The organism is Paenibacillus wuxiensis (assembly GCF_040195695.1).
Classification (GTDB): Bacteria; Bacillota; Bacilli; order Paenibacillales; family Paenibacillaceae; genus Paenibacillus_B; species Paenibacillus_B suaedae.
Map to the genome: position 1 here is coordinate 418237 of NZ_JBEFZI010000003.1, position 12836 is coordinate 431072.

8 protein-coding genes and 1 pseudogene are annotated in these 12836 nt (G+C 47.7%); 1 reads left to right on the forward strand and 8 read right to left on the reverse strand.

What is annotated here, in order from left to right:
• Window positions 1-5: 5 nt before the first annotated feature.
• A complete protein-coding gene (locus ABN764_RS08145) occupies window positions 6-1547 on the reverse strand; it encodes a hypothetical protein (RefSeq protein ID WP_446671529.1) in 1542 nt (513 codons plus the stop codon).
• Window position 1548: 1 nt separating this feature from the next.
• On the reverse strand, window positions 1549-3093 hold the full coding sequence (locus ABN764_RS08150) for a YfdI family membrane protein (RefSeq protein WP_072729214.1): 1545 nt from the start codon (window positions 3091-3093) through the stop codon (window positions 1549-1551).
• A 486-nt stretch (window positions 3094-3579) separates the two neighbouring features.
• Between ABN764_RS08150 and ABN764_RS08155 the strand changes: the two are divergent.
• Window positions 3580-6486: pseudogene (locus tag ABN764_RS08155) on the forward strand (DEAD/DEAH box helicase); the annotation flags it as partial.
• Window positions 6487-6643: 157 nt separating this feature from the next.
• On the opposite strand, the gene ABN764_RS08160 reads toward ABN764_RS08155, so the two are convergent.
• The 6 genes from ABN764_RS08160 to rlmN all read right to left on the reverse strand — a co-directional run bounded on the left by ABN764_RS08160 (window position 6644) and on the right by rlmN (window position 12500).
• Window positions 6644-7384, reverse strand: a complete 741-nt coding sequence (locus ABN764_RS08160; protein ID WP_446671645.1) for a MerR family transcriptional regulator — start codon at window positions 7382-7384, stop codon at window positions 6644-6646.
• Between the two features lie 339 nt (window positions 7385-7723).
• Window positions 7724-7948, reverse strand: a complete 225-nt coding sequence (locus ABN764_RS08165) for a sulfurtransferase TusA family protein (RefSeq protein WP_021257395.1) — start codon at window positions 7946-7948, stop codon at window positions 7724-7726.
• 12 nt (window positions 7949-7960) lie between these two features.
• Complete coding sequence (locus ABN764_RS08170; protein WP_446671646.1) at window positions 7961-9028, reverse strand: YeeE/YedE thiosulfate transporter family protein; 1068 nt, start codon at window positions 9026-9028, stop codon at window positions 7961-7963.
• A gap of 176 nt (window positions 9029-9204) precedes the next feature.
• Window positions 9205-9960: a class I SAM-dependent methyltransferase gene (locus ABN764_RS08175; RefSeq protein ID WP_446671531.1), complete on the reverse strand. Its 756-nt coding sequence runs from the start codon at window positions 9958-9960 to the stop codon at window positions 9205-9207.
• A 218-nt stretch (window positions 9961-10178) separates the two neighbouring features.
• A complete protein-coding gene (locus tag ABN764_RS08180; RefSeq protein WP_446671532.1) occupies window positions 10179-10853 on the reverse strand; it encodes a TerC family protein in 675 nt (224 codons plus the stop codon).
• Between the two features lie 549 nt (window positions 10854-11402).
• Complete coding sequence (gene rlmN, locus ABN764_RS08185) at window positions 11403-12500, reverse strand: dual-specificity RNA methyltransferase RlmN (protein ID WP_446671533.1); 1098 nt, start codon at window positions 12498-12500, stop codon at window positions 11403-11405.
• Window positions 12501-12836 lie beyond the last annotated feature (336 nt).

The window sequence follows — 12836 nt, forward strand, 5'->3', positions numbered from 1 at the left end:
TCTCCTTATTTGTAATATTTGCGCTTGTACAGTCGTTTACCCACGATGAGAAACCCTGTGAATGCAATAAGCGTCAGTACGATAATGACAATAAAAATTTTGTTCTGTACATTGAACAACGTCTCGAAGCTCTTCACTTCTTTTTCCTTATATACATAATCCGAGCTTACCTTCTTGATCACGACATCCAAGTTTACACCCTGTCCGTTAATGGTCACACTACCGCTCCGAGACATAATGATGCTGTTGGGGGTACGAACGGTATGGGAGGCGTGTTTATAATCAGAAAACGATATCCAACTGCTCTGCAATTGCTCTATGATGTCGTCCAGCTTCTCTTCTGTATCGGGAAAGTCAAAGGTTAATGCGGTATTCATAGGCATTGCAGGCATGAAAGTTCCGGAATGACCGAATTGTTCTAAAAATCCGGGCTGCATGCTGAATGCGGAGAACGGGAATGCCTTGGACTCATTCGTCTGAATTCTGTACTTCAACGTCTTATTTGGAAACAACACGACCGAGTCCGTAAAGCTCATGCCCTCTTCCGCATATCTTTGGTCATAGGTCCAATAGAAGTCCGCTCCAAGTCCCAATGGCGCAATCCCATAGTCTGCAAGCACGTCAATGAACCCTTCCATCTTCCCCTTTAATGTCGTATCGCTTAGATTGACCGTTGAGGCTACGACTGGAGCATTTGCAATAATGCTTCCGTTGCGGGATTGAACATATTTCAGTGTTTCCATATATCGCTTCATTGCCGGATAATCGGTATTCATGAATACCGGCTGCACACTTGCGATGAACGGAATTCCCGCCTCGTACATCCGGTCGGCAAGCCGCTCCAGCAGCTGCAGGTCGGAGAACGGATATACTTCCTTGAAAATTACGTAGCTGCGCGCCTCTCCTGCATTGCCCAACCAGTCTCTCAGCAAATGCGACATTGCCAGCTCACTGATATTGCCCCGCTCGAAATAAGCTGCATAACCGTAGCGGCCGTTTCGCACTCCATAAGGGAACTCGGACGGAGCGCCTGCTGAACTCAGGCTCCCATAACGGGTGCCTGCAGCATGTTCGATGATGGTCACTTGCTCGGTACGAATTGCATCTTGAACCAGGCGATCAATAGCGATTCGAATTGGACCAGGCACTCCACTGTGAACGCGAAGCTCTAAGCTTGCGGTCACCGCTGCAGGGACTCTCGCACCGATGTGCAAGTAGTCACCACGATACTGTTCGACATCTTGAAGAAAATCCTGATTCGATTCCTTCAAATCAGTCAGATTATGAATCCCTATCACCTTCGTATAAGCATCCATCTGCCCCCGCTGATAATGGTCAGAACGAACGAGCGTAACCTGGACGCCATAGGATGCCAGCAGGCGCTGCATTGCCTCGACATTTCCCTCTCTCGTTGTCCCTTTGTCCAAGCTGTCGTAGATGAGCAGCACCTTAGAGGCCGCTTGCTCTGCCGCGTGAATGGTCATAGGCATCCCACAGCCAAGCAGCAGCAATGCAAGCATGCATACAATTAATTTTCTTTGGATCACGTTACATCACCACCTTGGCCCCTTCATGAACATGAGTGCTGGTATCAGAAGTAAGCAATGCAGAATCTTCATCCTGCCTGCTCCATAAGCGTCTGCGTATGGCGTCAGACACCGTTACAAACGTGACAAGGTCGAACACCGCCGTAAACACAAATTCATGCTTCGCCAAATCGGCATCCCCCGCACCAATAATGGACACCGCGATTCCCGACAATCCCATCAAAATCATGATAAAGATAAAGGAGAATCGGATCATGCGCCGTATTTGCTTGGCTCTTGCAGCCGCAACAAAGGAAGGCATGTACAATCCGGCAACAAGCACAATCCACAAAATCACGAAGCCGAATGTTTTCGGCGCCATTTTTGCCTTCAGGATACTGTAGCCGGAGAAAAACGTCGTCTGCGCACGGAATGGCTTTCCAACCGATATTTCGTAATTCCCCATTGCCGGAGGACGAATTTTAAATGCGCTCTTGGCCGCCAAATCCAGCATGTCGATAGCTTTAGAAGGATGAGTTACATAATAGCCAAGAATCGATACAAATCCGTATTTGTTGTAGAACTGATTCTCTAGAATTTCAGAATCTACATCCACTGTGGTGTACAGCTCGTAATAAATACTTTTGTTCAGTATGGCGTACTGCTTGTCCATATCGAATTGTTCCAATGTAGATTCCGGATCATCGGATCCCATCAATATCCCCCGCGTCATCGCATGATATTGGTTGATGTTCACGAACTCCTTCGGTATAAGCGTGTAAGTGCCAATACCAGCCAGTAGCAAGAGCACGAGCGTTGAAGACATCAATGCCCGGAATGTTCTTCCTTTCCGAATAAAGATGAGGAAGATGCCAAATATGCCGAGAATGATGCCAAGAGGCGCATTCTGTTGTTTACTGGTAGTCAATAGCAGTCCGCTGGCCAACAGCACACCCATCATGACATAGTCATTGTATCGATTGCGATAGATGAGCAGCCCCGAGGCGAACACAAAGATCAGCATAATAAACACGATGCTCTCCCCAAAGAAGGAGTTAAAGTAAGCGGTATATGCGGTATCACCGAATAGAAATATCGCGATGATCGAAATCGGGTACGCGTACTTGGAAGCTACCTTCCACGTTAAGCTCTCCACGAGCAAATATACGGCAACGATATACAGCACCACGAATATGGCAGCTTGGAAACGGATATCGAATACATCTGGATTAAATAATTGATTGAGCCAAATAGCTGCTTTGATGAAAATGGACTGGGAAGAGAATAAGGTTGCCGCATTCTCATTGTAGTATTGGAATATTCCATATTCCTTAATAAAATATCCAAAATACTGATCGTAGTAATCGGGTGCATTGAAGTACAGGCCATTGCTGTAGAGAATTCGGAAATAGTCGCCGTTATCTGCCATTCCGATATAAGGGGGAACAAATAATGCAAGACAAGTAATGATGAATACTCCCGCGGCAGCAAGCAGTGCCGGCGAGACATATCGGCGCAGGGACTCGAGCCTCTGCCCGATTTTCAGCTTCAACCATGTGCCCGCCATCGGGTTGGCCTCCTTTTCCTATAATCAACTCAAAAAAAATGAGTCTGTAGTCTTATAAATGAATTGCGCGAGATAAGTCTCAAGAAAGTATAATCGCTATTACATTCGACAGGTGACATCCTTTTCCCTAGGTGATTCGAGGGATATTTTGTATTTTCTGAAAAAAATATTTTCACCGCAGCACCTATTATACATGCCTGCAGACATCCTGTCAGTGGTGTCAACTTTCCATAAATGGCTCTATTACACCTTTACACGTATTTACTGACCAATAATATATACCCTAGCTCCCATCTTACCAATCGGCACTGAATATATTCTTAATTTCGACTTAATCGCATAGTTCCAAAGTCCTGTTGTTTCTTTTTTATTGCTTTCTGATATCATATAGCTATCGACATACACGAACATGCGTTCACTTTATATATACTCATCTCACATATAGAAAGGAGAGCCGCGACTATGAATATGGAATCGGGGAATGATCAGCTAGCCCAGCGAATACTCGGATTATTTGACGATACTCCACTCAAATCCAGCCGTATCCGCCCCTTATTCGATACCAGACAGCCGCTTGACGTAGAAATCACCTGCTTCCCGGTTTCATCAGGCAACGAGCAGGCCTTTTTGGCCGTTGAAATGAGGGTTGGGCTGCAGCGACTATATATCGTAAAGCATATTCGCGAATTGCTGCGATGCATCGATCGCGGGGAATGCTATGTATTTTCAAGACATTTCTCCTATGATCCGTCACTGCACTGCTTTCGTCCCGAGCATTTTGCCGTTATCCAACAGTTGATCGCGATTTACCGCAACGAAAATGTATACCGTCACATGCCGCATTCCGCCATTCTTGCCAAGCAGGGCAACGACGAACGGATGCTGCTCATCCCTCCTTACTCGTGGGATGCCCTGCTTCCTGCCCTTCAACAAGCTCCTTCTGTGCTCCTTGCGCATGACGGATCAACATTTGAGGGACTGTCTGTTGTAGATGAGCCTCTCCCAATACAGTTCAGGCTAGATGAGGCGGATAAAGATGCCTACTGCATTGATGTACAAGGATTAGAACAAGTGACAGTGCTGGAGAGCTACGGGGCTGTCATCGCTAATGGGGCCTTTATACCGACCCCGATTGAGCAATGCAAGCGGCTCTCTGATCTAAAGAAGACATTGGACAACGGTCGCCGCCAGCAACGAATTCTTATATCACCTAATCAGATTGGTCCAATCATGGACAAGGTGGTTCCGGGCTTGCAAAAGCTCGGCAGCGTACGCGTAGCGCAAGCGATAGCAGATCGAGTCGTGCAGCCGGAACTGCAGGCGAAGCTGTATCTTGATCGCATTCGAGATCGCCTGCTTGCGGGGTTGGAATTCCACTACGGAGATATCTCCATTAATCCACTGGATCCGAATCGACACAAGCATACAGAGAATCGGATTCTGATGCGGAATACGGAAAAAGAGCAGCGGATACTAGAAATCATGGAGCAATCGCCCTTTGTGAAGACGGAAGGCGGATACTTCTTGGATGACGAGGATGCCGAATATAATTTCATGTATCATGTCGTTCCCCAACTGCAGCGAATCCTGCACATCTATGCGACTTCAGCCGTGAAGGAAAGGCTGTTCATTCCAAACGCTCCTCCCAAAATCTCAGTCAATGTGGACGAACGTATCGATTGGCTTGAATTCAAGTTTGAGATGGATGGAATATCAGAAGCAGAAATTCGAAGGCTGCTCAAAGCAATCGAGGAAAAAAGGCGCTACTATCGAATGGCAAACGGCGCGCTCATGCCGCTTGAAAGCGAACAGTTTCAAGAGATCATTCGCTTCATGAATGAGGTGGGCCTTCGTCAGGGAGAGGCTTCAGGAGCAGAGTTCCGTATCCCGGTTATGCGCGGGCTGCATCTTATCGACTCCCAAGGAGAGCGGCAAGCCGTACGATTCGGCAGATCCTTCCGCAAGCTGCTGGAGAATTTGCGCAACCCGGATCATTTGGAATTCCCCGTCCCGGACAGTCTGGTTCATGTGCTTCGGGAATATCAGGCATATGGGTTCCAGTGGCTGAAGACACTTGCCCACTACCACTTCGGCGGTATTCTGGCGGATGATATGGGCCTTGGCAAGACCTTGCAAAGCATAGCCTTCATGGTGTCTGTTCTACCGGACATCCAAAAGCGGCAGCTCCCTGCGCTCGTCGTCTGTCCAGCGTCGCTCATGTATAATTGGCGCAACGAATTCATGCGCTTCGCGCCATCGGTTCGCACCATCATTGCTGACGGGAACAAGGCGGAACGCATCCGCAAGCTGAATCATCTTGAGCGCGTCGATGTTATCATTACGTCCTACCCGCTGCTGCGCAGAGATATTGAATGGTACGCCAAGCACTCTTTCCACACGCTCATTCTGGATGAAGCGCAAGCGTTCAAAAATTACGCGACTCAGACGGCCCAGTCTGTGAAGGCTCTCCAGGCCGAGTACTGCTTCGCACTTACCGGAACGCCAGTAGAGAATTCGCTGGAGGAGCTATGGTCCATTTACGATGCTGTGTTTCCCGGATTGTTCCCAGGGAGAAAGGAGTTCAGCGACCTTCCGCGTGACGTCGTAGCGAAGCGCTCCCGCCCGTTCCTGCTGCGGAGATTGAAGACAGATGTATTGCAGGAGCTGCCGGAGAAGATCGAATCCCTTCAGGCATCAGAGCTGCTGCCTGAGCAGAAGAAGTTGTATATCGCATACTTAGCCAAACTGCAGAAGGATGCCTTGAAGCATCTGGATGAAGATGGGTTCCAGAAGAGTCGAATCAAAATTTTGGCTGGGATTACACGACTTCGCCAGCTCTGCTGCCACCCTGGCTTGTTCATGGAAGACTATACAGGAAGCTCTGCAAAGTTCGAACAGCTGCTGGAGATTATCGCAGAAGCAAGAGAGGCTGGCAGAAGACCGCTTATCTTCTCCCAGTTCACAGAGATGCTCGCACTGATCAAGCGAGAGCTGGCGGAACAAGGCGTATCCTATTTCTACTTAGACGGACAGACACCGAGTGCCGAACGAGTAGAGCTATGCAGTCGATTTAACGCTGGAGAACGCGACTTATTCTTGGCTTCCTTGAAAGCAGGAGGCACAGGATTGAACTTGACCGGGGCAGATACCGTTATTCTGTATGATCTCTGGTGGAATCCTGCCGTGGAGCAGCAAGCAGCCGATCGTGCCCATCGTATTGGGCAGAAACAGGTTGTACAGGTCATCCGCCTTGTGGCGCAAGGAACGGTTGAGGACAAGATGTATGAGATTCAACAGCGGAAGAAGAACTTAATCGAAGAGGTCATCCAGCCGGGAGAAGAGGCAATATCCGCCCTAACTGAGCAGGATATCCGTGATATCTTGAATCTATAGAGACAGCTGCTCGAATCTATAGAGCCATCAGTTCGATTATATAAAAGCACCCGCTACTGATATAAAACGAATTAGCCCCTGGCTGCGTACAGCAACTAGGGGCAATCTTTCGCTCATTCTTGCTCTTTCCCTCGTATTTCGTACAAAGCTGCAATGACTATTCGTTTATTCGATCTGCGAAGACTGCCATTGCATCGCGCATGAACACGGCAAGCCCCTCACCGAATTTGTCGATATTTTTCGTAAAACGAGCATCATCTACATACATTTGTCCCAGTCCCTTGAATGCTTCAGGAGAGTAATTGCCCATTGTATTCAAGAAGTCATACCACTGCTTGATCCCCGCCTGAGCTTCTTCTGAATCCGGTGAAGCACCGCGCAGTTCTGCCAATTGGAAGTATATCGCATTCATCTTCTCTCCCATGGAGTTCTGCTCCTCTTTCGTCATGTTCCCAACCTTAGCATTGGAGGCGTCAACAGCCTTATCTCCCCACCGCTTGCGGGCTTCTTGCTCATATGGATTATGACTGAAGTCGAAGCCTTGGAACTTCTCTTTGTTCGTCATGTGAATTTCTCCTTTTCGATGTAGTATCGTCTTATTCAGCGTCTCCAGCATGACATCAAGCTGCTTGCGCTTCTCCAGCAGCATGCTGCGATGCAGTTCGAGCGCTTCGGTCTGATCGAATGTTGGACTGTGAATAATGTCTTTAATCTTTTTCAATGGGAAGCCCAGCTCTCGAAAGAACAAGATTTGCTGAAGCATGGCCAGATCCTCATCTGAATACTGTCTGTAGCCCGCATCCGAAACCTGAGCTGGGGACAGAAGCCCGATCTCATCATAATGGTGCAAGGTACGCACGCTAATGCCGACGATGTCCGCCACCTCTTTTACTCTCATGATTGCCATGTAACCTCCCTTCAACAACTACTATAAAGTATCACGTAACGTGAGAGTCAATTTATATTTATTGTTTTTCAAGCTTGATTTCCTCCTATTTTTCGTTCCAACCATGGATCTGGAAGTTTGGAGTGCTTGAAGTGGATACATACCCAAAATGCCCAGATTAAGATATGTACAAGCTTTCCTAGAGCCATCAAAAATCGGGAATCAATAAAAGGTCGAGTCAGGACTCTCTTTGTTCCCAACTCGACCTTTTTGCTTTATGTCAACTCTCTTTAGTTCGCTGCATGAAGCGGCATCGTAAAGCTCTCCGCTACGGTTCGTCGATGTTCCCGGTTATTTTTTACGTACCGTAATCGTCCATGATGCATCGTCAATTTGTTCGTAGTTCGTTATCGTATGCCCGGCTTCGGCGGCCCAACGAGGAATGCTCTCCGTAGCTTGCGTGCAGTCGAAATCAATGACCAGCTCATCGCCACTGTTCAGTGATTGGATCGCCTCCTTCGCCTCGATTAACGGAAATGGACATACCATGCCCAGTACGGCTAATTTCGTTTTCATGTCTTTCTCCTCCTATACGGTCTCTGCATGATAAGAAGTGCTTAGGTTACGACTTGCCTTAGTACGCGGCCGTACATATACGAAATACGAAGCCGTCCATGTACCCAAAATCATGAAAATGAGCGATACCCATCCTTGCCAAGTCATCATGGCCGTCATAACGAGCCCATTGCCAATTGAGCATCCTCCTGCCCAACTCGCTCCAAAGCCCATGAGAAGTCCCCCACCGAAGCTGGATATAGCTGTCTTTGCATCCGGTGCCCGGAAGCGAAACTCGCGGCTTCCCTTCGCTGCCAGGAAAGAGCCTGCAAAGATGCCAAGCACCAAGAAAACACCCCAGTTTACATACTTGGAACTATCGCCCGTCACTAGGTATTGCAACAGATTGGCTGATGGAGTCGTTATGCCAAGACCTGACATCCGTCCTGTCGCTTCGCTCAGCGGCCATGCGAGCAGCGCAATGATTCCTACAAGAGCAGCTGTAGCAAATGGATGCCAGCGCTTTTCGAACAATAGATGATTGAGTCCTTTCCGTTTCGCTGGCAAGGTTGGAATCGCAACAGCAGGTTTACGCAGCTGCTTGCTAACAAGCCATAATGTCACGAGAGCGAGCACAACGATGAACGGCCATACGGACAATCCGAATGTATCCGGGATGGAATTATTCGGGGCGGCATACGCCTTTAGGCCATTGTTGACAGGCAGCAGCGCACCTGACTTCATAATGGCGCTCATCGCCATATATCCGAATAAGGCAATCCAACTCCCGATCAAGCCTTCCCCGGCACGATACCATGTTCCTGTCGCACAGCCCCCCGCCAAAATAATGCCGATACCGAATATGAATGAGCCTACGATCGTGCTCAGCCATTGAAACGAGCCTGCCTTGAACTCCACCAAGCCAAACTGGATGAGCGCAAATACGCCGATGCTCTGAACCGTGATGGCAATGAGCAGCGCATAGAACATCCGATTATCCTTCGCTAAATACATATCACGAAATCCACCTGTCAGGCAGAATCGGCCGCGCTGCATGACAAACCCGAGCAGTATCCCGCATAACAAACCAGTAATGATCATCTGTGCCAAATCGTATATCCCCCTTATTTATACCTAGTAATACGATAGGATTTATAAGTGATAATGATTCTATCATAATGTATGGCAGAGTCAATACCAAATATGACACAGACGCAAAAAAAGAGAGGTATTTCTCCTCTCTTATCTGAAGCAATATGCTATTCTTGGTTATTTCCCTACATTTCGCCCCAGAAGATTTCCGTCTCATAATCGAAGGATACCACGCCATCTTGCTCGTTGCGTTCAAATATTCGGTGCAGTTCCGCCCTCATGGGTTCATAGTTCGGGTGGCCAGGCTCTGGTGCATACGAGGAGGACAGCAGTCTACCGGCGAGCTCCTCTTCGTTGAGCAATTGACTCATCGTGTACCTTGCCACCGTCATTTGATTCGGAGCGAAGAAGGCTGACAGCGCTTCTTCTGAAATGTTCTTGTGCTGCACCTTCTCATAATCCGTGCCATACCGCTGCAGCAGCTGCTCGTATTCCTCCAGAAATGGAGTCCCTTGTTGCAATCGAGAATTCCAAATCAGGACAACCTTACCGCCAGGCTTCAGGATGCGATGAAATTCAGCTCTGGCTGCGGTACGATCGAACCAGTGAAATGCCTGCGCGCATACGATATGATCAACGGAGTGATCGGGCAGTCCGGTCTCCTCTGCTGCCCCATCGGCTGCACGATAGTTCACGATGCCGCCAAGCTCCTGCACAGCTGCCTCCCGCATCGGCTCATTCGGCTCAACTGCTACAACACGGCTCCCTTGGGCGAGCAGCAGCTTCGAAAACTTCCCTGTTCCTGCGCCAATATCAGCAATCTTGTCACCCACTTGGAACCCCACTGTATCATACAAATACAACAAAGCCTCCGTAGGATAGCTTGGACGGTACTTCACATACGCATCGACTCGAGTTGAAAATCGTTCCTTATTATCCATAACGATCACTCTCCTGTAAATATGAAATAAGAACATACACCAAAGCTCACGATGTTCCACCTAGTGGAATTAAGTTCCATTTTATTGTGTGGTTTTATTATACCGCAAAAGGTAGCAGTCTGCATCACCCATTTACATCTGATTCCAGTAATAAGAAGAGCACCCCTGCTAGGGTGCTCAGATCGTTCGTTTTCAGCTAAGCAGTTGTTCGCTCTTATTTAAGCAGCCTGCTTCACTTGCTTCTGCTTCTTCATTCTTCCAGCTGCCAATACACCGCCAATGATGACAACGATGAGGCCCCATTTCAGAACGGGGTTTGCTGTAAAGAATCCCTTCACCATTGGCTCATCTACAATCATCTTCGCTGCTGTCCAGGCCAATACACCTGCACCAATATAGATAATGATCGGGAACCGCTCCACCCATTTAATAATAAGCGTGCTCCCCCATACCACGATAGGAACACTAATGAGCAAACCGAGTACGACGAGAATAAAATCACCATGCGCAGCACCCGCAACTGCGAGCACGTTATCCAGTCCCATAACCGTGTCTGCAATAATGATCGTCTTAATGGCTGCCCACAAGCTTCCAGCAGACCCGACATCATGACTCTTCTCTTCCACAAGCAGCTTATACGCAATCCAGACGAGCAACACGCCGCCGGCTAAGAGCAAACCTGGTATTTTCAACAGCCATACCACAGCAAGCGTCAACAAGGAACGAAGTGCAATCGCTCCAAAAGTACCCCAGAATATGACCTTCTTCTGCTGTTCCTTCGGCAAGTTCCGAGCGGTTAACCCAATAACAATTGCATTATCCCCGGCCAGTACTAAATCAATAACCACAATCGCCATCAACGCGGACCAGAACTCTGGCGTAAAGAAATCCATAGTACCCTCTCCTCTTATCATGTCATGTATATCTTTTCTTCAATTGCGCACAATTATGAGAAATTTCCCTGGACAACCCCCCTAAAAAACAAAAATGGCCTTTACCGATCACGGTAAAGGCCATAAATAAAGACCTTTACCCTGTCGGTAAAGGTCTCGCTAACAATCGAAGTTGCCAACAAAGCCGGAGGATTATCCTCGTAATGACGACTTTATTGTAACAGCTACTCCCCTTTATAGATCCTATGTTAATCGAAGAAGGTGCAAGGGGTCAAGGTGTAAAATTACTAAATTTAAGTATAGAACTGACTCTCATCCAAACACACTATAGTGACGATCTACGTTGAAAAATATGATACATAAGTCGTTCGTCATATCTCACGTTCTTGGTTCCAAATACCATCGTACTAAATAAATACCCATCACAACAGATTCAAAAATCATCACATGCTATCTCGTTCAGCAATTATCCTACTTTCTCATAGACAGCACGAAAAAAAGCGCCCTACCCATTGGTAGGTACGCCTTTTGTTGACTACAAAATGTTATTTAGCTCATAGCTGCCTGATCGGCACCAGCACCGCTTTCTTTCTTAATCTGCTTGCTGCGAAGCTGACCACAAGCTGCATCAATGTCTGTACCATGCTCCAACCGTACACTGCAGCTAATGTCATTTTTCTTCATTACATCATAGAAGCCACGAATCGACTCCTGCTCGCTGCGCTGATACTGGCTGTGCTCATCAACAGGGTTGTACGGAATCAGGTTCACATTGACCTCGTCCTGCATCTTCCACTCTTGAATCAGCTGCACCAACTCAAGTGCGTGCTCCTGCTGATCGTTCACGTCCTTCAGCAAAATATATTCCAGCGTCACCCGTTGGTTTGTCGTGTTGATGAAGTACCGAATCGCCTCCATCACCTTCGCAATCGGAATGGCGCGGTTAATCTTCATAATTCGCGTGCGAAGCTCATCATTCGGCGCATGCAAGGACAGGGCCAAGTTCACCCGCAGATTAATATCTGCGAAGTCTTTGATCTTATTCGCCAAGCCGCTTGTTGATACCGTAATTCGTCTCGCTCCAATTGCCAGACCTTTGTGGTCGGTAACAACCCGCAAGAAGTCTACGATATTCTCGAAGTTATCGAATGGCTCTCCGATACCCATTACGACGATATGGCTGACGAGATCACCCTCACCCACTGCATCCAAATGGTGCTGAACCTTCATGATCTGCTCCACAATCTCGCCGCTCGACAAGTCGCGGCTCTTCGCCAGCAGTCCGCTCGCACAGAAGCTGCAGCCGATGTTGCAGCCAACCTGAGTCGTCACACATACCGACAGCCCGAATTTGTGTCTCATCAACACGGTCTCAATCAAGTTGCCGTCCTGGAGCTTGAACAAGAACTTGATTGTGCCGTCAGCCGATTGCTGCTTCACATGCTCGTTAAGCGTATGAATAACGAAGTGTTCGGACAGCAGTGCTACGCTGGCTTCGTTTACTTCTGTCATATCAGCGAAATCCTTGACCCGCTTGCGATATAGATAATCCCATAACTGGGATGCCCGTGACTTCTTATGCCCCCGCTCCTCTAACCAAGCGGCCAACTGATCCAATGTTAATCCATAGATGGATTGCTTATTCATCTAGTGCCCTCTTTTCAACACGTCAAAATTCTGTCTTACTTGCTTATAAGTGCTTTTAAAAATAGTTCAAAAGGTCGCAGCAGACCGCGAGAGTGAATAAAAGATTCGATGTCGCTTAACTTCCAGATTCACTCCGCGATCAAAAGTGGACTTTTTGAACTTCCCTCTATAATCTGATTATTATTGTCCCAGAACTTCTGAAATATAACAAGAGTCTTTCCCGTTATAGGCAATAAGCAATTGTTTTCATAGAGCACGGCGAACGCCAACAGGTATAATTAGCGCTAAAATGTACTACTAAGAAGAGTCTGACATATCCGCGCACATAAAGACAGG

What these genes read in the sequence shown, in the direction of transcription:
- ABN764_RS08150 (WP_072729214.1), bottom strand. Translation starts at nt 3,093, where the DNA reads ATGGCGGGCACATGGTTGAAGCTGAAAATCGGGCAGAGGCTCGAGTCC.
- ABN764_RS08160 (WP_446671645.1), bottom strand. Translation starts at nt 7,384, where the DNA reads ATGAGAGTAAAAGAGGTGGCGGACATCGTCGGCATTAGCGTGCGTACC.
- ABN764_RS08165 (WP_021257395.1), bottom strand. Translation starts at nt 7,948, where the DNA reads ATGAAAACGAAATTAGCCGTACTGGGCATGGTATGTCCATTTCCGTTA.
- ABN764_RS08170 (WP_446671646.1), bottom strand. Translation starts at nt 9,028, where the DNA reads ATGATCATTACTGGTTTGTTATGCGGGATACTGCTCGGGTTTGTCATG.
- ABN764_RS08175 (WP_446671531.1), bottom strand. Translation starts at nt 9,960, where the DNA reads ATGGATAATAAGGAACGATTTTCAACTCGAGTCGATGCGTATGTGAAG.
- ABN764_RS08180 (WP_446671532.1), bottom strand. Translation starts at nt 10,853, where the DNA reads ATGGATTTCTTTACGCCAGAGTTCTGGTCCGCGTTGATGGCGATTGTG.
- rlmN (WP_446671533.1), bottom strand. Translation starts at nt 12,500, where the DNA reads ATGAATAAGCAATCCATCTATGGATTAACATTGGATCAGTTGGCCGCT.